The sequence below is a fragment of the Paenibacillus sp. FSL R7-0026 genome (assembly GCF_038004485.1).
GTDB lineage: Bacteria > Bacillota > Bacilli > Paenibacillales > Paenibacillaceae > Paenibacillus > Paenibacillus xylanexedens_A.
Genome location: NZ_JBBORG010000001.1, coordinates 2,058,660 through 2,079,706 on the forward strand (window position 1 = coordinate 2,058,660; position 21,047 = coordinate 2,079,706).

At 47.7% G+C, this 21,047-nt stretch carries 19 protein-coding genes; 16 read left to right on the forward strand and 3 right to left on the reverse strand.

Annotated elements, in window-relative coordinates; all coding sequences use genetic code 11:
- The first annotated feature begins 97 nt into the window (after window positions 1–97).
- From MKY44_RS09425 to coaD, 4 genes are all read left to right on the forward strand, one after another.
- Window positions 98–403 carry a hypothetical protein gene (locus MKY44_RS09425; RefSeq protein WP_017689244.1) on the forward strand — a complete coding sequence of 102 codons (306 nt, stop codon included), beginning with the start codon at window positions 98–100 and terminating at the stop codon, window positions 401–403.
- Window positions 404–922: 519 nt separating this feature from the next.
- The gene (locus tag MKY44_RS09430; protein ID WP_341006888.1) at window positions 923–1,357 is read left to right on the forward strand and encodes a hypothetical protein; all 435 of its coding nucleotides are present in this window, start codon (window positions 923–925) and stop codon (window positions 1,355–1,357) included.
- A gap of 302 nt (window positions 1,358–1,659) precedes the next feature.
- The gene (gene rsmD, locus MKY44_RS09435) at window positions 1,660–2,268 is read left to right on the forward strand and encodes a 16S rRNA (guanine(966)-N(2))-methyltransferase RsmD (RefSeq protein WP_237175987.1); all 609 of its coding nucleotides are present in this window, start codon (window positions 1,660–1,662) and stop codon (window positions 2,266–2,268) included.
- Between the two features lies 1 nt (window position 2,269).
- Window positions 2,270–2,776 carry a pantetheine-phosphate adenylyltransferase gene (gene coaD, locus MKY44_RS09440; RefSeq protein WP_341009814.1) on the forward strand — a complete coding sequence of 169 codons (507 nt, stop codon included), beginning with the start codon at window positions 2,270–2,272 and terminating at the stop codon, window positions 2,774–2,776.
- On the opposite strand, the gene MKY44_RS09445 is transcribed toward coaD, so the two are convergent.
- The gene (locus MKY44_RS09445; RefSeq protein WP_341006889.1) at window positions 2,754–4,091 is read right to left on the reverse strand and encodes a nucleoside recognition domain-containing protein; all 1,338 of its coding nucleotides are present in this window, start codon (window positions 4,089–4,091) and stop codon (window positions 2,754–2,756) included. The genes coaD and MKY44_RS09445 overlap by 23 nt on opposite strands.
- Before the next feature lie 314 nt (window positions 4,092–4,405).
- Between MKY44_RS09445 and MKY44_RS09450 the strand changes: the two genes are divergently transcribed.
- Entirely contained in the window at window positions 4,406–5,446 is a 1,041-nt protein-coding gene (locus tag MKY44_RS09450) for a SepM family pheromone-processing serine protease (RefSeq protein WP_341006890.1), read from the forward strand.
- 352 nt (window positions 5,447–5,798) lie between these two features.
- On the opposite strand, the gene MKY44_RS09455 is transcribed toward MKY44_RS09450, so the two are convergent.
- Both MKY44_RS09455 and hmpA read right to left on the reverse strand, forming a co-directional pair.
- Window positions 5,799–7,031, reverse strand: a complete 1,233-nt coding sequence (locus tag MKY44_RS09455; RefSeq protein ID WP_341006891.1) for a nucleotidyltransferase — start codon at window positions 7,029–7,031, stop codon at window positions 5,799–5,801.
- Window positions 7,032–7,249: 218 nt separating this feature from the next.
- Window positions 7,250–8,485, reverse strand: coding sequence for an NO-inducible flavohemoprotein (gene hmpA, locus MKY44_RS09460; protein WP_341006892.1), 1,236 nt, complete (start codon window positions 8,483–8,485; stop codon window positions 7,250–7,252).
- Between the two features lie 463 nt (window positions 8,486–8,948).
- Between hmpA and MKY44_RS09465 the strand changes: the two genes are divergently transcribed.
- The 11 genes from MKY44_RS09465 (at window position 8,949) to smc (ending at window position 21,034) form a co-directional block, all read left to right on the forward strand.
- Window positions 8,949–9,455 (forward strand): YceD family protein, encoded by a 507-nt coding sequence (locus MKY44_RS09465; RefSeq protein ID WP_341006893.1) that lies wholly within the window; start codon window positions 8,949–8,951, stop codon window positions 9,453–9,455.
- Between the two features lie 67 nt (window positions 9,456–9,522).
- Complete coding sequence (gene rpmF, locus MKY44_RS09470) at window positions 9,523–9,696, forward strand: 50S ribosomal protein L32 (protein ID WP_017689233.1); 174 nt, start codon at window positions 9,523–9,525, stop codon at window positions 9,694–9,696.
- Between the two features lie 372 nt (window positions 9,697–10,068).
- Window positions 10,069–10,617 (forward strand): transcription factor FapR, encoded by a 549-nt coding sequence (gene fapR / locus MKY44_RS09475; RefSeq protein ID WP_047842457.1) that lies wholly within the window; start codon window positions 10,069–10,071, stop codon window positions 10,615–10,617.
- Complete coding sequence (gene plsX, locus MKY44_RS09480; RefSeq protein WP_017689231.1) at window positions 10,614–11,609, forward strand: phosphate acyltransferase PlsX; 996 nt, start codon at window positions 10,614–10,616, stop codon at window positions 11,607–11,609. Before fapR ends, plsX begins: the two co-directional genes overlap by 4 nt.
- Window positions 11,610–11,617: 8 nt before the next feature.
- Entirely contained in the window at window positions 11,618–12,607 is a 990-nt protein-coding gene (locus tag MKY44_RS09485; RefSeq protein WP_036610885.1) for a beta-ketoacyl-ACP synthase III, read from the forward strand.
- A gap of 25 nt (window positions 12,608–12,632) precedes the next feature.
- Window positions 12,633–13,574: an ACP S-malonyltransferase gene (gene fabD, locus MKY44_RS09490; RefSeq protein WP_076249833.1), complete on the forward strand. Its 942-nt coding sequence runs from the start codon at window positions 12,633–12,635 to the stop codon at window positions 13,572–13,574.
- A gap of 210 nt (window positions 13,575–13,784) precedes the next feature.
- Complete coding sequence (gene fabG, locus MKY44_RS09495; RefSeq protein WP_341006894.1) at window positions 13,785–14,534, forward strand: 3-oxoacyl-[acyl-carrier-protein] reductase; 750 nt, start codon at window positions 13,785–13,787, stop codon at window positions 14,532–14,534.
- Window positions 14,535–14,686: 152 nt separating this feature from the next.
- On the forward strand, window positions 14,687–14,920 hold the full coding sequence (acpP, locus tag MKY44_RS09500; RefSeq protein WP_024630176.1) for an acyl carrier protein: 234 nt from the start codon (window positions 14,687–14,689) through the stop codon (window positions 14,918–14,920).
- A gap of 177 nt (window positions 14,921–15,097) precedes the next feature.
- Window positions 15,098–16,336, forward strand: coding sequence for a beta-ketoacyl-ACP synthase II (gene fabF, locus MKY44_RS09505; RefSeq protein ID WP_036609459.1), 1,239 nt, complete (start codon window positions 15,098–15,100; stop codon window positions 16,334–16,336).
- Between the two features lie 13 nt (window positions 16,337–16,349).
- A complete protein-coding gene (rnc, locus tag MKY44_RS09510) occupies window positions 16,350–17,054 on the forward strand; it encodes a ribonuclease III (protein ID WP_036670338.1) in 705 nt (234 codons plus the stop codon).
- Between the two features lie 410 nt (window positions 17,055–17,464).
- Window positions 17,465–21,034 (forward strand): chromosome segregation protein SMC, encoded by a 3,570-nt coding sequence (gene smc / locus MKY44_RS09515; protein ID WP_341006895.1) that lies wholly within the window; start codon window positions 17,465–17,467, stop codon window positions 21,032–21,034.
- Window positions 21,035–21,047 lie beyond the last annotated feature (13 nt).

Sequence of the window (21,047 nt, forward strand, 5' to 3'; positions counted from 1 at the left end):
TGTTCTGTCAACGAACAGCTTGAGAGGCATTGTGTGAAACCGTTCTCTCTCCAACCTCGTAATGTACGAGACAGGAAACATAAGAGGGGGGTTCAAGATGAGTAAAAAAGCAAAGACAGGCATATGGGTGACGGTGTTAGTCTTCTTGGGTATCATTGTTGGATGTTTCATATGGTATTTCAATACCGCTTCAGGTGAACGTGCACTCAAAACGATGAGGTCCAATAACTCGGGTGGCCTGGAGAGGGTTGTTAAAGTGTACAGTAATAATGGTGAATTGATTCAGACCTATGATGGCAAAATTGACGTGGAAGATACGGAATACGGCAATAAAGTATTATTCGATCTCAATGGGAAACGTGTCGTAATCTATAATGCAACGATTGTTGTTGAAGAGAAGTAAAGCGTAATTCGCCAGTCTTGAAGAAGTACTGGTTTGGAATTAGGAATGACACCCTATTGCTTATATGGTAAAATTAAGGAAATGATATAAGGGTCGGGTGAGATTTTTATGGTGGATATGTACCTCATAATCACTGTTGCAATTTTGGGGATGATCCTGTTCTATAGCTTGATCGCTTATTTCTTAATTCGTTTCATTTCGAGAAAAGCATTCAAGCTTACGTTAACCAAATATGAAATGATGGAGATTATAACCTGGCTCGCAGTGCTGTTTATTACCTTCATGATGATTAAGACGGGTTCGATAAATCTTCTTTTGCCGGTTGTTTTACTTATCATTCCATTGATCAATTTGCGACTTTCCAATCGGAAACATCGAGAGCTGAACTCGTAAGGTCTTGCTACGTTGGGGTAAGGCACAAGAAGGATGAACATAGGAAAGGTTGACGGAGATAACATCACTAGTCAACCTTTTTTAGTTTCATTACGAATGTTGAAAATGAACGGGAGGAGTTCAATAATGATCTTCGGAAAATCAACGGATACTTCAGGTTTAACGCAAGTTGCCAATCTTTCGGATGAGTTGCAGTCTGTTTTTGATCAAGCAGAAAGCAAATATGAGCTAGTTGATATTGAACTCTTCTTTGTTTTCAGGTGTCTTCCTGAAGAATATGAGAGGAATTCGACGGTCAGACATGTGAAGAAGGAGAATGTCATCTATTTTGATATGGTGGTCAGTGAGGATCGGTATGAGACATTAAGCAAAAGCAAACAACGGTATGCGTTAAGCCATGAGTTTTATGCTTTTTTGAGTGAAAAGATCCAAAAATACAAGATTGAACATCTAAACGCCAAGCAATTTATAGCAGATATGGGCATGTGGCTGAGGGAGATTGGATGGTTGCAGACCGAAGAGGAAGCCGAAATAAGTGAATTTGAAGAAAAGTATAACTAGCAAAATAAATTAAAACATAAACAACAAAAAGAAGCCCTCTTTCGAGAGCTTCTTTTTCATGGGAGAGGAGAAACCGGACGAAGAGCTTATGGGGAAACGTAAGTCTTCTCCGCGGTTGTCTACGACACTTGTGATGTCGATAATTATAGAATCGCCCGATTGTTTCCTTTTTATACATATGCGTCAACAATTCGTCAACAATTTTCCAAGGGAAATGAAGACCGCACATTTTTCAAACCGAACCCGAATGTGGTACGATAGTCGTATCAATAAACTTACATAGAGAAAAGGTGACTCGTCAAGTGAGAGTGGTATCTGGGAGTGCAAAAGGCAGGCCGCTGAAGGCTGTTCCTGGCACGGGTACGCGGCCGACCACCGACAAGGTGAAGGAAGCGTTATTTAGCATGGTTGGTCCTTATTTTGAGGGCGGTACAGCATTGGATCTGTTTGCAGGCAGTGGGGGTCTCGGTATTGAGGCGCTGAGCCGCGGCATGGACAAGGCTGTTTTTGTTGATTTGGAATCGAAAAGTATTGAAGTTATCCGCATGAATCTGAAGGCGACCAAGCTTGAAGACCAGGCGGCCGTATATCGTAATGATGCAGGTCGTGCGTTGAAGGCACTCGCCAAACGAGGCACAACGTTTGATCTGGTGTTTCTCGACCCGCCATATCGCATGAAGAACGGGCACGAGTTAATGCTGACCATGCACGAACTGGAACTTTTGGAACCGGAAGCAACCATCGTGCTTGAATATGAATCCAAACATGATTACCCTGAGCAATTCGGCCCGTTTGAACAAACGCGCAAGGCTTTGTATGGGGAGACGGCAGTATCCATCTATTATTATGCGTCTGAAGCAGTTGAAGATGGAGAATCCATTACACCGGAAGAGGAGGCTCCTCATGACTGAAATGATACATCGACAGGAACGGATCGCCGTATATCCTGGAAGTTTTGATCCCGTAACGATGGGACATCTGGATATTATCGCCAGAGCGTCAAAGCAATTTGATCGCGTCATTGTGGCTGTGTTGAACAATATGAGCAAAAATCCGCTGTTTACGGTGGAGGAACGCAAAGAACTGATTACGGAAGTAACCCGCCATCTACCCAATGTGGAGGTGGATAGTTTCCGCGATCTGACAGCCAATTATGTCCGGCAAAAGGAAGCTCAGGTCATCGTTCGTGGTATACGTTCGGTAACTGATTTTGAATACGAGTTGCAATTGGCATCGACCAACAGCAAGTTGAATCCGGATGCGGAAACGATATTTATGATGACAAATCCGAAGTATTCCTATTTAAGTTCCAGCATCGTCAAAGAAATCGCTCATTATCATGGAGATGTTACAGATCTTGTCTCACCTGAAGTGGAAGCTGCGCTCCGTCAGAAAATCAGCGAGAAAACCAGCGGTTAAACCAAAAGGTAAGACCCGATAGACTAACCATGACTGCAAGAAGTAACGCAAGACCCATGCATGCAGCAGGGAAGACACTCCAAATGGTGTTGATTGTGTATGTGTTACCTGGACTATGTATGAATAGCCAACCGAATGGTGTTGAGAGGTCCTGCTCTGCATTCGTCTGTAATGTGGTCCAGACTTCTGTGCTATAACGGCTGAACGGCATCCATAGGAACAGACTGATGAAAAAGGCGACTAATCCATGAGTCAGACGAACTCCCGCAAAGTACAACATCGATTTGGTGCTTGGACCAGTTGTTTTCAGCACAGCAGAGACTTGCAGATGGGAGCATAAACCACCCCATCCCAGAACGGCTGCAAGTAGAGATATGAGCAGCGCGGGTGTAAGTGAAGTCTGGCTCAAATGATAGGTGCCCAGATGAAGCTCAAAGAAGGCTGGCCACAGCGCAGCAGAGGACCCGGGAGTCAGATAAAGGGAGATCAGCCGGATAAACACGGCAAAACCGATCATGTATCCTCCAGTCATCATTAAGGTCTGCACAGCTTGAGATACGGTGTCACCTAACAGTTTGCCAAATCCTCTTCCATCACGACTATGGGCTTCCCTGGCTGCAATCATCATATCAGACCATATACTGCTTCGTTTGTTCGTAGCGTGGTGGGGGGCAGATGAGCGACTTGTGGAACTTGCAGGACTTGCAGGCTGAGAATCAAGAGAGCTGTTATCTGCTTGCACGGCTGTCGAGCCAACCCTGTCTTTCTGGTTACCCGGTGCCGGCAGGAGACGTGTGGCAAGAATGGCAGCAATCCAGCCGCTGATCCAGTGGACCACGAGCAGAAAATAACCGGCCGCTGGCTGGTGGAGAAAAGCCGCACCGACGACCAAAATGATCATCATTGGATTGGCAAAATGAGATGCCGCCGCAAGGACAACCGCCTGCTTGGCGGTAATTTGTCTATCCTGAAATAAACGGGATACCGCATCTGCTCCTGCGGGGAATCCGCCGCACATGCCAACGGCAATTGCCAGACCTGCGTTGCCTGGGAGTCTAAACCAGCGTTGCATTAACGGTCCGAGCAAGGCGCCGATCGCGTGGGTGAAGCCAAACGCAGTGAGCATTTGGGATAACATGAGGAACGGGAGCATGGCAGGGAAGATGATTTTCCACCATATATCCAGACCTTGAATAGAGGCGTCAAACGCTTCTTTGGGGGAAGCAACTACCGCAATGACCAACATTAAAGCGCCGGTACTTAGGATTATCGTTCGTAACGGGCCAGAATCTCTAACCTCGCTCTGTAATGTCATCGTTTCACCTCATATCAGATAACGCCGATTCGGCATCTGAATCGTTATGGACGGCCGAATGACGCCCGAAGGGCGGTTCGGCCTTGACCGGACAGGCTATTGTATACAGCGGCCTATCCGGCCTGTACCATTGTATGCACAAGGACCAGAGTGTTAGACTTGAAAAAAATGAATAAACAAGATGAGCTGAGTATCTGCATTACAAGGAGCGTGAATCTAACCGACGAATGGAAGTATTCACAAGGTGGAATTACGATCGCTGGTTAGTGTAGAGTTCAGCTTATATAGAGATACAAAGAACGGAGGCTCATGCGATGAATCGGATTCGGAAATCTGGCGGATTCAGAGCTTCGATCTTTGTGATCGTGGTGGCTCTGGTCGTCTATGTTGCCGTGTACATGCCAACGCCGTATATCATATATATGCCTGGCAGTGCAGATGAAGTAAAACCAATGGTAACCGTTAAGGGTGGAGACCAGGAAGAACGCGGTGTGTTCATGATGACGACCGTGTCGGCAACATATGCCAATGTGTTTTTGCTAGGAACCTCTCTGTTCAATAAAAATGCTCAAGTGGATAAAAAGGAAGACCGACTGCGCGGCAAAAGCGAAGCGGAATACTCTGCCGAACAGGTGTGGTTCATGAGTGACTCACAATCCTCCGCAATGGAGGCTGCATATGAGCAGGCTGGTGTGACTTACTCTATTGTACCTGAACATATCTTTGTATTTGGACTGTCCGAAGACCCAAAACCGGAAGGAGACATTGCTCCGGGAGATATCATTCTGGGAGTGAACGGAACAGCTACGCCGGATAACACGGTGCTTTCTGCCCAGTTAAAAGATAAAAAGGTCGGAGATACAGTCGAAATGCAATTGGAACGTGGTGGAGAGACCATTAGCCGGGACGTGAAACTGATCCAGGTAAAAGACAATAAAACAGGTGAAACCCGCCCGGGACTCGGAGTAATGATTGGTGCGGTTCAGAAGGTGAAAGCTGAAGATCCGGACAAACAGATCTCCTTCACCGATACTCAGGTTGGTGGTCCGTCTGCCGGCTTGATGTTTACGTTGGAGATCTATAACCAGTTAACACCTGGAGATCTGACCAAGGGGCATCGAATTGCGGGTACAGGTACCATTACCAAGGACGGTGTGGTGGGTGCAATTGGTGGTGTAGTGCACAAGATTGTAGCTGCTGATCGAAAAGAAGCGGAGATCTTCTTTGTACCCAAGGATAACTATAAGGAAGCAGCAGCCAAGGCTGAACAGATCGGCACCAAAATGAAACTTGTGCCTGTGAGCACGGTGGATGATGCGCTGGCTTATTTGAAAACCTTGTCCGTAAAATCATAGGATTTAAAACGAGCGGGAAGAGATCGAGCCAACGTTGAACCGGATAGATAAAGAACGGATAAAATCGGAATAATTGATTACAGTGGAATGAAGTGTGATCAAGAGATTTGAGAAGATCAACAGACTCACTAGACCCAAAGGGGTAGAGATACCCAAAAGATTTAAGAGAAAAAGAATTAAGAGAACAAGAGAAGTGAATAAGGAAATCCCCTTGTTGCGAGGTGCTTGAGAGGCGCGCAGCAAGGGGATTTTTTAATTGTATATTTGATTAACGAATAGTGGATATCAAATGATCAGTTTGATGATGGAATAAAAAGCTCTATAGAGATGAAGCCTTATGGTCAAAAGCGGATTACAGTCTGACAGGTGACTCATAGTAGTCACTGAACATCTTGCGTGTGTCCCTATGCTCGCAAGCGAGCCCATACGCAACCTGAGCTTGTATATCCAGTTCCAGCTGATTGTGTGTGAACGTCGACGGTTTCAGTACAACTGGAAGCGATGCGGTTTTCTTCATTTGTTTAAGCAGGCTCTGCCCTTGAGCATTAAATCCGAGGACTCGGAGATATCCAGGTCCGGCAGCCAATTGCTCTGGTGAACACTCGGCTTTGGTGTGATTCAGGAGCAGGTGGGCGAGCATACGCTGGAGTTTGGTGCGTGTGTATCGTTTGGTCTTCAGTGCATTCAGGAGTGTTTCGACTGAAGGCTCCGGGAGCTGAGCGAGTGCACGGCTCAGCCGGTGTTCCAGGCCTTCCGTGACTTCGGCGATGCGTTCCAGCTCGGAGGCACGGCGGGTGGCCGCAAGGTGAAACAGCGGCTGCGCAAAGCGCTCCCAGTGTATGGGAGCGCGCCCTTCCTGCCATTCGCGATGCAGAATGGCAAGGGTTGCCGCCGGCACGTATGGCGCGGCGGCGTTGGGTCCGTCCGCCATCAGCAGGCGGCGGACGGCTGTTGCACTGGCGATCGCCCCCGGCCCGGGCGTCGCCTCATGATACGCGGCACCGGTACGCGCCGCCGTAAAGGGCTGTATCGCGCTGCCAAGTCGTTGCAGCGCGATCAGGTAGTGCAGCCCAAGCGAATTGTTGGGCTGCTCCAGCAGTGCAGCGGCGTCGTGAGCATCGACGCCGCCGGGCGCCAGCGCTGCCGCCGCGCCTGCGTACGCGGCGGGGTAGCTGGCGCCTTCCCGCAGGCGGCGCGCGATGTCCTCGCGCATCCCTGCGGGCTCTACAGCCAGCACGCGCGCAATGCGCTGCAGGCTGTCCAGGTCGCCGGACTCGCTGCCAAAGCACAGCGAGTCCACAACGCCGGTGCGGTGCAGCAGTGATACCGCACCGAAGGCAAACCACTCTGCCGGTTGTACTGCGTACGCCACCGGCAGTTCCAGTACCAGATCGGCGCCTGCGTGCAGCGCCATCTCGGTGCGGGCCCTTTTACCGACGATGGCGGGTTCGCCACGCTGGAGAAAAGGGCCGCTCATAACGGCAACAACGGCGTCTGCGCCGCTTAGCCGCCGAGCTTCCTGCAAATGATAAACATGTCCATTATGCAAGGGATTATATTCAACAATGACGCCTACGGCTTTCATGATTAGACGTACTCCTTTCGATTGGATAACCGAGTATGTATAACATCCATTCCATCATAGGGGATGTCATGTATTAGATCAAATCATGCACCAATTCAGACAAGAAAAAGGCACAAATCCAACATCAACGGATGTCAGACTGTACCTGCAAATCTATTGTATATTACATATTTTCGATAATGGGAGAACGACCTCTTCAACTTAATAAATCAGAACGCTTAGACACTTTCCGGCGCGGGAGATAAACTTGCTTTGGGCCCAAAAAATTCATAATGAATGTTGTCCGCTGCAACACCAAGCGCCTGAAGTTCCGTATACACTGCCCGCATGAACGAAACCGGTCCGCACAGATAATAAGTGGAATCCAGTTCATCGATCACTTGACGAAGCCAGACCGCATCCATATAACCTGCCTTATGAAAATACTCATTTTCACGATCAGCATCCTCAGGTTGAGTATAACAATAATAAGCTTTAACGCCCTGATTACGTTTGGCCACACTGTTCACATGATCACGGAACGCGTGCGATTGACCATTGGGACTTGCATGCAAAAATGTAATTGTACGATTTTCATTCAAGTTAACGAGCGTATTTAACATGCTGATCATGGGCGTTAGACCCACACCACCACTCAGGAGAACAACAGGCCGTTTATCGTCTGCATTCAGCGTGAAGTCGCCAGCAGGAGCGGATAGTTCCACCAGACTACCTTCTTCAATGTGATCGTGGAGATACGTGGATATAACTCCGTCAGGACGCTCTAACACACCTCGCTCACGCTTAACGGAAATGCGATAGTAAGGTTTACCCGGGGTGTCTGAAAGGCTATACTGACGAATCTGGGTAAATGACTGTGCCTCTGGCTGGATTTTGATACTGATGTATTGTCCCGGTTCATAACTGGAAATGGGCTGACCATCGTTTGGAACGAGGTAAAAGGACGTGATGATTTCACTTTCCTGTACTTTCTTGGCAACCTTGAAGGTACGAAATCCTTCCCAGCCACCCGTCTGGTTTTCCGCTTCCGTATACATGTTCTGTTCGATCCCGATAAAGGCGTCTGCAATGACATTGTAGGCTTCGCCCCACGCCGTGATGATTTCATCCGTTGCCGCGTCTCCAAGCACATCTTTGATGGCTTGTAGCAGATAGGTACCGATAATCGCATATTGCTCGGGAACGATACCCAGGCTGCGATGTTTATGTGCAACTTGTCGAACGGCAGGCAGGATGGAGGACAGATTATCGATATGCAAGGCAGCGGTGTATACCATATTGGCGAGGGTGGCTTGCTGTCGTCCCTGTTTCTGATTTGCATGATTGAAAATATTCAGTAGTTCCGGATGAGCTGCGAACATCGTTTCATAGAAATGGCGTGTGATCGCTTCGCCGTGGACTTCAAGTACGGGTACTGTAGACTTAATGACTCTAATGGTGTGCTCGCTTAACATACATTTTCCCTCCCGATATAATATGAAATAGTTGGATAATAAATCGGTCATGGAGCTGATCGTGCTTTGGTTTATAGCAAGTATAGATAGGGAGCAAGCGGGTCTGTGTGACATAGATCACACCAAACGTTAACGAAATGTGACCGCTATTTGCAAGGAGCAACAACTAAAATGACGACTTGTGATTTATCTTAAAGTGAGTCTATAATAGACCAGATGGAGTAAACGGTTCTGGGCCATTGTTTTTAAAATAGGGTGTAAAGTTAAAAGTGTTGACAAACGTCTTGAAAAATCGGTATAATGATTTTTGTTTGTTAAGTCAATTTCATAATACTTTTAACGAAGATTCGTCAGAATACATACAGTCAGGATTTATTGCTTTACAAAAGCAGGCTTGACCTGTATAACTGTCGTGATACGTTTGATACGAATTATGAAATTGGTTTCGTTTGGAGTGATGGAAATGTTAATGCCATTTCGCAAAGTGGCTACCAGTGATGGTCCCCTGAAGTTTAACGAACAGTGGGAGATCAAGGAACTGGTTTCTAACCGACAAGATATCACAGCCGTTACCCCGCTGACTGCGGACTTATCTGCAGAATTCAGAGAAGGTGACGTTGTGGATGTTCATGGCAAGCTGACTGTAGGAGTGGACATGTTGTGCTCCCGTTGTCTCAAGCCAATCAATGAACATTTTCATATTGATTTTCATGAGCAATTCAAGCAGGGAAAACAGCCAGAGGGATTACACGAAGACGATGATACGCTCTATGTGGATGGAGATAGCGTTGATCTGAAGAGTTATGCCGAGGAAGCTTTTCTGCTGGATCTTCCGTTTATACCGCTATGTAGCGATACATGCAAAGGGTTATGCCCCAAGTGTGGCCATGAGCTGAACGAAGGTGACTGCGGTTGTGATAACGAGGTTATTGATCCGCGGCTTGCAGGGCTCAAGGATTTTTTTAAATGAGCATGATTGAAAATCGAACATTTTAAGACTACCTGCAAAGGTTGATTTTGATAAGGAGGTGGGAATAATGGCAGTACCTCAACGGAGAACGTCCAAGACGCGTCGCGACAAACGTCGCACTCACTTTAAATTGGCTGTACCGGGCATGGTGAAATGTGAACAATGTGGCGAACTTAAACTTAGTCACCACGTGTGCAAAGTGTGCGGAACGTACAAAGCAAGAGAGATCATCTCTCAATAATAGTTGGACATTAAGTAGCACTTCATTTCGATGAGGTGCTACTTTTTTTGGATTAGAGAGTGTAGGTAGAGTGAGCTAACAAGCATGAAATCCTTGCACCAGAAGGGTGAATTGTTTTTGTTAGGCCAGTCTTTCTTTTTGACACGGGATGAGATATACTATAGTTTAGTACCAGGTTCTAAGATTTGACGTTACATATAGATGAACCATAATCCGTTTGAGAACGACCCTGGTGACCAGGGATGCAACTATAGAAGCAACACGAAAGAATGGTTGAACTGGCCGGACGGGACGGTTCCGTAAACGATACAGCGGGGGGTGTCAGGCATCGAACGTGTACCGAAGAGACAGAGGCAACAGCAGTTAACCAAAATGATAGAAGAGAACCCGTTTGTGACGGATCAGGAACTTACACGCCAATTGAAGGTGAGTATTCAGACGATTCGTCTTGACAGGCTGGAACTTGGAATACCCGAACTTAGGGAGCGGATGAAACTGATGGCAGAGCTCTCGTATGATCAGGTACGCTCGTTGCCCTTGCATGAGATTATCGGTGATATTGTGGATCTGCAACTGGATAAGAGCGGGATTTCCCTGTTTGAGATTAAGGAAGAACACGTTTTTTCCAGAACAGGTATTGCACGCGGACACTATGTCTTTGCACAGGCTAACTCCTTGGCTGTAGCAATTATTAATGACGAGATCGCGTTGACTGCATCAGCAGACATTCGCTTTGTCCGTTCGGTTCATTTGGGAGAAAAATGTATTGCAAAGGCTTATGTGAGATCGATTCCGGGTCAAAAGGGCAAAGCCAAAGTGGAAGTATTCACTTATGTAGGTGAAGAAATGGTGTTTCAAGGCAACTTTGTAATCTACCATTCAGGTGGAGAAGACAGCGGAGAAGGAGGTCATTTGGAATGAAAATCGTCATTGATGCCATGGGAGGCGACAATGCACCTGCATCAACGGTAGAAGGTGCGATTGCCGCAGCCACGGAATGGGCGGATACACAGATCGTCCTGATCGGCGATGAAGCCAAGCTGGAGCCTCTTTTGAGTCAGTCAGGTGTTAGACCTGCCAATCTTACGGTCCGGCATGCTTCCGAAGTTATTGGTTCGGATGATGAACCCGTCAAAGCAGTGCGTCGCAAAAAGGATGCCTCCATGGTGGTCGCAGGCCGCATGCTGAAAGAGGGCGAAGCGGACGCGATGATCTCGGCGGGCAATACTGGAGCGCTCATGACAGCGGGTTTGCTTGTTGTAGGTCGCATGGAAGGCATTGAACGTCCGGCGCTTGCGCCTATGATTCCAACGATTGATGATGTAGGTGTGCTTGCGCTGGATCTAGGAGCGAATATGGATGCCAAACCGGAGCATCTTGCACAGTATGGTCTGATGGGCAGTTTGTATCGGCAAAAAGTACAGGGCATTGAGTCCCCACGAGTGGGCTTGCTCAATGTAGGAACAGAGCCAGGTAAGGGAAATGAGTTAACCAAACATGCATACCCTTTACTGGAACAACTCCCAATTCGTTTTGTCGGTAATGTTGAGGCACGTGATGTGCTGACTGGTGCTTGTGATGTGCTTGTATGTGACGGTTTTGCAGGGAATATCCTGCTGAAGTCGCTGGAAGGCACAGCAGGTGCCATTTTCGCCTTGCTTAAGGAACAATTTTCATCTTCTCTCAAAAGTAAACTGGCTGCAGCTGTACTAATGCCTGAGCTGCGTGGGTTGAAACGAAAGCTGGATTATACGGAGCATGGCGGAGCGCCACTCCTCGGTTTGAGCAGACTGGTTGTGAAAAGTCATGGATCTGCTGATGGCAATGCCATCAAAAATGCTGTGCGCCAAGCTCGGATTGCAGTGCAGAATCAGCTGGTAGAGAGCATATCTAAGGAAATTAGCGGGAAGTGAGTGACGATATGAATAATTTGCGCCCAGTAGGGATTATTGGTACAGGGAAATATGTGCCTGAGAAAATTTTGACAAATAGCGATCTGGAGAAAATGGTCGATACCAATGACGAGTGGATCGTCAGTCGTACAGGAATCAAAGAGCGTCACATCGCTGCACCCGATCAGGCAACTTCTGACCTGGCATATGAAGCGGCGATTAAAGCCCTTGAATCTGCAGGTATGACAGGCAGTGATCTTGATCTGATTATTGTTGCAACGATTACTCCGGATTCTTCGTTCCCATCGACAGCCTGCATCTTACAGGACAAATTGGGTGCAAAAGGTGCCGCGGCATTTGATCTGTCGGCTGCTTGTTCCGGATTTGTATACGGTTTGGCTAGTGCTACGAGCTTCATCCAAAGCGGTATGTACAACAATGCACTTGTGATTGGTGCGGACTGCTTGTCTCGTATTACGGATTATACAGACCGTAACACTTGTGTCCTCTTTGGTGATGGAGCAGGCGCGGTAGTCGTTGGTGAAGTTCCGGAAGGTCGCGGATTCAAAGCATTCGATCTCGGTGCCGAAGGTGCTGGCGGTAGTCTTCTTCAGATGGAAGGTGGCGGTTCCCGTCTGCCTGCTACTGCAGAGACCGTTGAAAATAAAAAGCATTACATCAACATGAACGGTCGTGAAGTGTTTAAGTTTGCGGTACGTGTCATGGGGACGGCTACCATTGAGGTATTACGCAAGGCTGGTATGGAGCGTACGGATGTGGATCTGTTTGTTCCTCACCAAGCGAATATTCGGATTATCCAATCTGCGATGCAACGACTTGAACTTCCTGAAGAAAAGGTTGTAGTCAACGTGGATAAGTATGCAAACACATCTGCTGCTTCCATACCGCTTGCTCTGGTAGAAGCAGCGGAGGAAGGTCGCATGAAAGCCGGAGATACCGTTCTGATGGTTGGATTCGGTGGCGGTTTGACATGGGGTGCATCGGTACTCGTTTGGTAAAATAGACATCTGGGAGATGAATGAGATGGGTAAAATAGCATTTGTATTTCCCGGACAGGGATCACAGGCTGTAGGCATGGCCAAGGACGCGTATGAGTCCGTGCCTGCGGCAACCGAAATTTTTCGCACAGCAGATGAAACATTGGGTTTCTCGCTGAGCAACCTTGTATTTGAAGGACCGGAGACCGAGTTGAAACAGACATCAAATACACAACCGGCTCTGTTGACAGCAAGTATTGCCTTGCTTGAAGCTTTCAAAGAAAAAGGAATTCAGCCTGACTATACGGCTGGACACAGTCTGGGAGAATACAGTGCACTGGTGGCAGCGGGCGTTCTTTCGTTTGCTGACGCAGTGAGCACTGTGCGGGCACGTGGTCAGTATATGGAACAGGCAGTACCGGGTGGACAAGGAGCGATGGCTGCTGTGTTGGGTGCGGATCGGGAAGCGCTGGGGGTGCTTTGCCGTGACGTATCTGAAAGTGGTCATGCGGTTGAACTTGCCAACATTAATTGTCCGGGACAAATCGTCATTTCTGGTGTGAAGGAAGGCGTAGCTGCTGTCGCGGAACGAGTGAAAGAAGCAGGCGGTAAACGCGCCATTGCATTGGAAGTAAGCGGTCCGTTCCACTCTTCATTGATGAAGGGTGCAGCTGAGAAGCTGGCAGAGAAACTGAAAACCGTTACGTTCTCACCGGCAGCGGTCCCTGTAGTTGCTAATGTGACTGCAAGACCTGCAGAGGATGGACAGGTTCAGGATTTGTTGACAGCTCAGGTCTATTCTCCTGTATTATGGGAAGACAGTGTGACATGGCTTATTGAGCAAGGCGTGGATACGTTCATCGAGATTGGATCTGGCAGTGTATTGACCGGTTTGATTAAAAAAACAGATAAAACCGTAAAACTGTACAATGTGAACAGTCTTGAAACGCTCGAAGCAACGGCAAGTGAATTAGAAGGAATTATATGAGTTAAACTAAACTTTTTACACGAGAACGGAGAGGACAGAAAAAACCTGAAGAAGCGGAGTGTTCGCCTTTATCACCGGATTTTCCCTTTAGAAAAGGGAATCAAAAAATCTGGGGATAACAGCGATCGGAAGGTTATTCTGTCATCGGAGTGGCAAGTGTAAACATTCTTTGGTTGAACTGATATAGATTTGGGGAAAGGAGGAATGATTATGTCTAAACCATTAGAAGGTAAAAATGCACTCGTTACCGGGGCATCCCGGGGCATCGGGCGCAGTATTGCACTGGCACTTGCAGAAGCTGGAGCGAACGTAGCCGTGAATTATGCGGGTAGCCAAGCGGCAGCTGAGGAAGTGGCGGAAGAGATTCGTGCCAAAGGAGTCAAGGCGATTACACTTCAAGCCAATGTTGGCCTGATGGATGAAGCTGAACAAATGGTCAAAGCTACACTCGAAGCATGGGGCAACGTTGATATTCTGGTGAACAATGCTGGAATTACCCGTGATAATCTGATCATGCGTATGAAAGAGGAAGAATTCGATCAGGTTATTGAAACCAATCTCAAAGGTGTGTTTAACTGCCTTAAGGCGGTTACACGTCCAATGATGAAACAACGGTCGGGAAGAATTATCAATATCTCCTCGGTTGTAGGTGTGCTCGGTAATGCTGGACAAGCGAACTATGTTGCTGCCAAAGCAGGAGTCATTGGCCTGACAAAGGCATCTGCTCGTGAACTGGCTTCTCGTGGAATCACAGTTAACTGTGTTGCACCAGGTTTCATTGAGACAGATATGACAAAAGAGTTGTCCCAGGAGCTGGTGGACGGTATGCTAAGTGGTATTCCGTTGTCCCGTTTGGGTCAGCCGGATGAAATCGCCGGTGTAGTCACGTTCCTGGCTTCACAGGCTTCATCTTATATGACAGGGCAGACACTGCATGTTGATGGTGGCATGTACATGTAATTCTTCCCGGACTTGAACAATAGTCGGGGAACAGGCGCTGGACGATCCGAAATGCCGGAAAAAGGCCGGGTTCCCCGGCCGGGAGCCGCATATGTCTTCTATGGCATTTTGCCTGCGATTCTCGTATAATACCAAAGAAGGAGGTGAACCGGATGTCCGATGTATTGGAGCGTGTAAAACGCATCGTCGTCGACCGCTTGGGCGCAGACGAAGCTGAAGTTACACTTGAAGCATCTTTCAAAGAAGATTTGGGTGCTGATTCTTTGGATGTAGTGGAATTGGTCATGGAATTGGAAGATGAATTTGATTTGGAAATCTCTGATGAAGATGCAGAAAAAATCACGACCGTAGGTGAAGTTGTAAACTACATACAATCTCATACCTAAAGTCATTTTTAGTCCCGCACATGTTTTCGAACAGGCGGGACTTCTCATCATTCATTGGTTTTTCTCATTCCGCAAGCAGCTATACTCAAACAGGCCTATCTTGGTTGAGTAGATGTCTGTTTGCGGATATTCCCACAAAATACTTGCGTAATGCAGTCGATATAGAGGTGACTCGGTTTGAAACAAAGAGTAGTAATTACCGGAATGGGCGTAATGACATCGCTCGGAAAAGATTTGGAAACGTTCTGGGGCAGTTTAATGGCAGGAAAGTCCGGAATTTCTCAGATTGAGGCGTTTGATGTTAGTGAATACACGACACAGATTGCAGCCGAGATCAAGGATTTCAACCCGGAAGAATATATGGATCGCAAGGATGCTCGCAAAATGGATCGTTTTGTACAGTTCGCTGTGGCAGCCGGCTTCAAAGCCGTTGAAGACAGTGGTTTGAAAATTAACGAGAATATTGATGCAGAGCGTTTCGGTGTATCCATCGGATCAGGTATTGGTGGATTGGGTACGTGGGAGGACCAACATAATGCATTGTTGCAAAAAGGTCCAAAACGGGTAAGCCCATTCTTTATTCCCATGATGATCTCCAACATGGCTTCAGGCCAAATGTCCATTTCCCTTGGCGCCAAAGGTCCTAACATTAACGTTGTTACTGCTTGTGCAACAGGTACACACTCCATCGGAGATTCCTTCAAGCTGATTGCCAATGGTGATGCAGATGCCATGATCTGTGGTGGTGCGGAAGCAACAATCAGACCAACGGGTCTTGCAGGGTTCTGTGCGATGCGCGCAATGTCTACACGTAATGATGATCCTGCGAAGTCAAGCCGTCCTTTTGATACAGAACGTGATGGTTTTGTTATGGGCGAAGGCGCTGGTGTTATGATTCTGGAATCCCTGGAGCATGCTCAAAAACGTGGTGCACGCATTTATGGTGAAGTGATCGGTTACGGTCTGACAGGCGATGCACATCATATGACAGAACCAGATCCGGACGGAGCAGCACGTTGCATGAAGATGGCACTTCGTAATGCGGGTATTGAGCCTGAAGAAGTGGACTACATTAATGCACACGGAACTTCGACGCCTGTAGGCGACAGATCTGAAACACTTGCGATCAAAAAGGCGTTTGGTGATCATGCGTACAAGCTCGCCGTGAGTTCCACTAAATCCATGACGGGCCACATGCTTGGCGCTGCTGGTGGTGTAGAAGCGGTTATCTGCGGATTGTCACTGACACATCAGACACTGGCTCCAACGATTAACCTGGAAAATCAGGACCCGGAATGTGATCTGGATTATGTACCAAATGTTCCACGTCAAACCAAAGTTAATATTGCCATGTCCAATTCATTTGGATTCGGCGGTCACAATGCCACCATTATTCTCAAAAAATTTGAAGCATAAGGGGCTAGTTCGTTTGAGTGAAGATCTGAAGCAGTTACAACATAAACTTCAAATCAAATTTGACAACAGGCAGCTTTTAAAACAAGCGTTTACCCATGCTTCTTATGTAAACGAACACCGGTTCAGTCAGCATCAGGACAACGAGCGTCTGGAATTTCTGGGCGATGCCGTGCTGGAACTGACTGTATCGGAGTACTTGTATCATTTGTATCCTAACCGTCCGGAAGGTGAATTAACTAAGCTGCGGGCATCCATTGTCTGTGAGCCTTCCCTCGTCAAATTTGCTGAAGCGTTGGGTTTTGGGCAGTATGTACTTCTTGGTAAAGGTGAGGAACTAACTGGAGGACGGACACGGCCGGCTCTGCTGGCAGATGTGTTTGAATCTTTCATTGGTGCATTATATCTGGATCAGGGGCTTGCGCCTGTTCGGACATTTCTCGACCAGCATGTCTTCCCATTAATCGTATTGGGCAGCAAGCTGCAAATGAGTGATTACAAAACGGAACTGCAGGAACTTACTCAGCATCACAATATGGGAGCTTTGGAATACCGTATCGTTGAGGAACGGGGACCTGCCCATGAACGTGAGTTTGTCTCGGAGGTCCATATGGGTCAAGAAAGGCTTGGCAGAGGTACAGGACGTTCCAAAAAGGAAGCGGAACAACAGGCTGCATCTGCAGCACTTGATCGACTGAAGCTTCCGGAAGCCGGAGCTTAACCGATAGCGCATAGACAAACGAAGAGCAAAGAGCAGCCCGCGGGTCCGCCCCGGCGGAAGTAATCGGCCGGACTGCTTTTTGCTCTTTTTTTTGTAAACAGGTTCAGGGGGAGTTAGCCTGATCGTTAACTAAATAAGTGAACCTTATTTTACACAAAACGAAGAGTGCAGAACCAATCTGAAGAAGCGAAGCTAAAAGCTTTCTGAAAGAAAGCTACATCGGAAGCATCTGCTCCGCATTTATCAACGGATTTTTTCCTTGGATAAGGGAATCAAGAAAATCTGGGGATAAGGGCGATCGGAGGATGGTACTGCAATCGAAGTAGTCATGTGTAATAGCAATGGTTCAATTTATTTAGGCGCTGGAATGCAATACTTGAAATTTGCAAGAGGAGGTGACGAGAAACCCTATGTTTTTAAAACGGATTGAATTGGGTGGATTCAAGTCATTCGCCGACAAAACGGAGATGGAGTTCGTTCGTGGCATTACGGCTGTTGTAGGTCCGAACGGAAGTGGAAAGAGTAATATATCGGACGGAATTCGCTGGGTTCTGGGTGAACAAAGTGCCAAGTCGCTGCGTGGTGGCAAGATGGAAGATATCATCTTTGCAGGCAGTGACGCACGGAAGGCCGTTAATTTCGGTGAGGTGTCGCTAACGCTTGATAACGAGGATCACGCACTTGCATTGGATTTCGGTGAGGTGACAGTGACTCGTCGTGTACATCGCAGCGGAGATAGTGAATATTTTATCAACAAACAATCTTGTCGTTTGAAGGATATCACGGAGTTGTTTATGGATACCGGCATCGGTAAGGAAGCCTACTCGATTATTGGACAGGGGCGGATCGAAGAGATTCTGAGTACCCGTTCAGAGGATCGCAGAGGTATCTTTGAAGAAGCTTCAGGTATCGTTAAATATAAATCCCGCAAGCGGGATGCGACGCGCAAACTGGATGAGACAGAGCAGAATTTGCTGCGTATTCATGATCTGGTAACCGAACTGGAAGATCAGATTGGTCCGCTGAAGGAACAATCGGAGAAAGCGATCCATTATAAGGAACTTCGTTCTCAGCTCAAATCGCAGGAAATTTCCATGTATGTGTACCAGATCGAACAGATTCATGCGTCCTGGAGTAAGGCGAACGAGCGCCTGCAATCGCTAAAACAGGAAGAGGTTGGACTGGCGGCGATTGTCTCTACGCATGATGCCAAGCTGGAAAATGATCGGAATGCGCTGCGTATCCTGGAAACAGAGACAGAGCAACTGCAAGCCGCTTTATTACAATTCAGTGAAGCGACAGAGAAAAGTGAAGGGCTTGGAGAATTGCTCAAGGAGCGCTCCCACCATCTGCAAACAAATCAGGAGCAGCTTAAAGTAACGCTTGCTGCCAGTGAAGAAAGACATCGCGAACGGGAAACCGAGCTGCTTGCACTGCGTGAGAAGTTTGGCAAACTTGAGCATGAACTGAATGATGTGAAAAATCAGTTGTCTCAGGAAGAAGCCAAACTCATCGGTGTTACAGGCGGCATTAGTCAACAGCAAGAGGAAAGTCTCAAAGGCAACTTGCTGGAACTGATGAATCAGATGGCTCAGACACGCAATGAAATTCGTTATGTGGATCAGCAGAAAGAAACGCTGGAGCGCAGAATGAATCGCGCTGCTGAGGAATCGGGCAAATGGGAAGATCAAAAAGAGACACTGGAAAGTCGTAAAGCGGACATTGAGAAAAAAGTTGTTCGTTTGGGCAAAGAAATCAGTGATCTACGTGGTGGATATATTACGGAAAGTGAACGACTCCAGTCGCTGCAGAAGCTGCTCGAAGAAAGTCGGGGTACGGTCCGTAAATGGGAACAGAAGCGTGAAGCTCAAGTTTCCCGCCGCGATACGATGAAAGAGATGCAGGATGATTTTGACGGATTCATGCTGGGTGTCAAGGAAGTCCTCAAGGCTTCACGTAAAGGTACGCTGAGCGGTGTTCATGGAGCTGTAGCTGAACTTGTCAAAGTTCCCGAGAAGATCGAACTTGCGGTAGAAACAGCAATGGGAGCATCCTTGCAGCATGTAGTCATGGAAAATGAATCAGTTTCCAGACAGGCAATTGCTTTTCTGAAGCAACGCCAGTTGGGGCGTGCAACGTTCCTGCCTTTGGATGTCATTCGTCCTCGTGCCATTGGAGCGGCTGAACGTTCCATGATCGAAGGTATGGAGGGTTTTGTGGGGATCGGTGCTGATCTTGTACAATTCGAATCCAAATATGCTTCAATCATTGGCAGCTTGCTCGGTAATGTTATTATTGCCGAAACGTTGGAGGTCGCCAATAAAATTGCGGCTCGCTGCCAGTATCGATTCCGGGTTGTGACCCTTGAAGGTGACGTCGTCAATGCGGGTGGTTCCATGACGGGTGGTAGCCAGCACAAGAAAAATGTGAGTCTGCTCAGTCGGAAACGGCAGCTGGACCAGCTCGACCAGGATATTTTGGATACCGAAAATCAGATCGTGAAACTGCATCGCAGTGTGGATGATGTAAAAGTTCAATTGGAGCAGTGTCAGGACAAACTGGATGAACTTCGTCAGTCCGGTGATGATACCCGAAATGCAGAACAGCAGGCTTCGATGGAAATGAAGCAGGTAGAGCATGAGCTTCGCCATGTGCTTGAACAGGTTGCCGTTGCCGGGCAGGAGAAGAGCGGCTTTACCGAAGAGATCAAAGAGCTGGATACGGCTCGCATCGTCGCTGTGAAGAAGCTGGAGCAGCTTGAAGAGGAAGAAAAAGCGACTCATCGTGCCATTCATGCAGCTGAGTTTGCTCGGAAAGCCAATGAATCCGCGAAGGAAGAATTGCAGAGCCAACTCACCGAATTGAAAGTGCGCGAAGGCAAGCTCGATCAGGAGCGATTCTCCAATGGGGAACAATTGCGACGTCTTGAGCGAGAAGTGGAGTCGTTGGTGAAAGATCTTCGTCAGAATCGCACGTTGCTGGCTTCGATGGAAGCAGATCTCAAGAAAACACAGACCGAGAGTGTCAAGCAGATTGAAGATCTGAACCAGTACAAGCTGAAAAAAGCGGAAGCTTCCCAAGAGCTGGACTTCAAACGTGCTGCACGAAGTGAGTTGTCTAAAAAGCTTGAGCTTGCAGAGAGCGAAACGAAGGAACAGCGCACGCAGTTAAAAGCTGTGGAAGAGCAGATGCGACAGACGGAAATTTCCGTGAACCGGCTGGATGTTGAGCTGGAAAATATACTGCGGAAACTGACGGATGAATACGAACTGGGCTATGAACTGGCCAAAGAGCGTTATCCTGTGCCGGAAGATGTGGAGCATACACAGGCAGAGGTACAGAAGCTGAAGCGCAGTATATCCGCCCTGGGTGATGTTAACCTAGGAGCGATTGAGGAGTTCCAGCGAGTCAATGAGCGATACGAGTTCCTGAGTGAACAGAAGAATGACCTGGTGGAAGCTAAAACGACGTTGTATCAGGTTATTCGGGAAATGGAAGACGAGATGGCGAAGCGATTCAAGATTACGTTTGATGCCATCCGCCGTGAGTTCGGTACCGTGTTTACCAAGCTGTTTGGCGGGGGACGTGCTGACCTTGTTCTCATGGACCCGGAGCGCTTGCTTGAAACGGGAATAGATATTGTGGCTCAGCCACCAGGCAAGAAACTGCAAAACCTGCAACTGTTATCCGGTGGGGAGCGGGCTTTGACGGCGATGGCTTTGTTATTTGCTATTCTGCATGTCAAACCGGTACCATTCTGCGTGCTGGATGAAGTAGAGGCAGCACTGGACGAAGCTAACGTGGTACGTTTTGCTCAGTACTTGCGTGAATTCTCCGAACAGACACAGTTTATCGTTGTTACCCATCGTAAAGGTACGATGGAAGAGGCTGATGTGCTGTACGGTGTTACAATGGAAGAGGGCGGAGTATCCAAGCTCGTTTCGGTTAAATTGGAAGATGAGGAAGCAGTAATTGCCTGATCTGATCCAAACC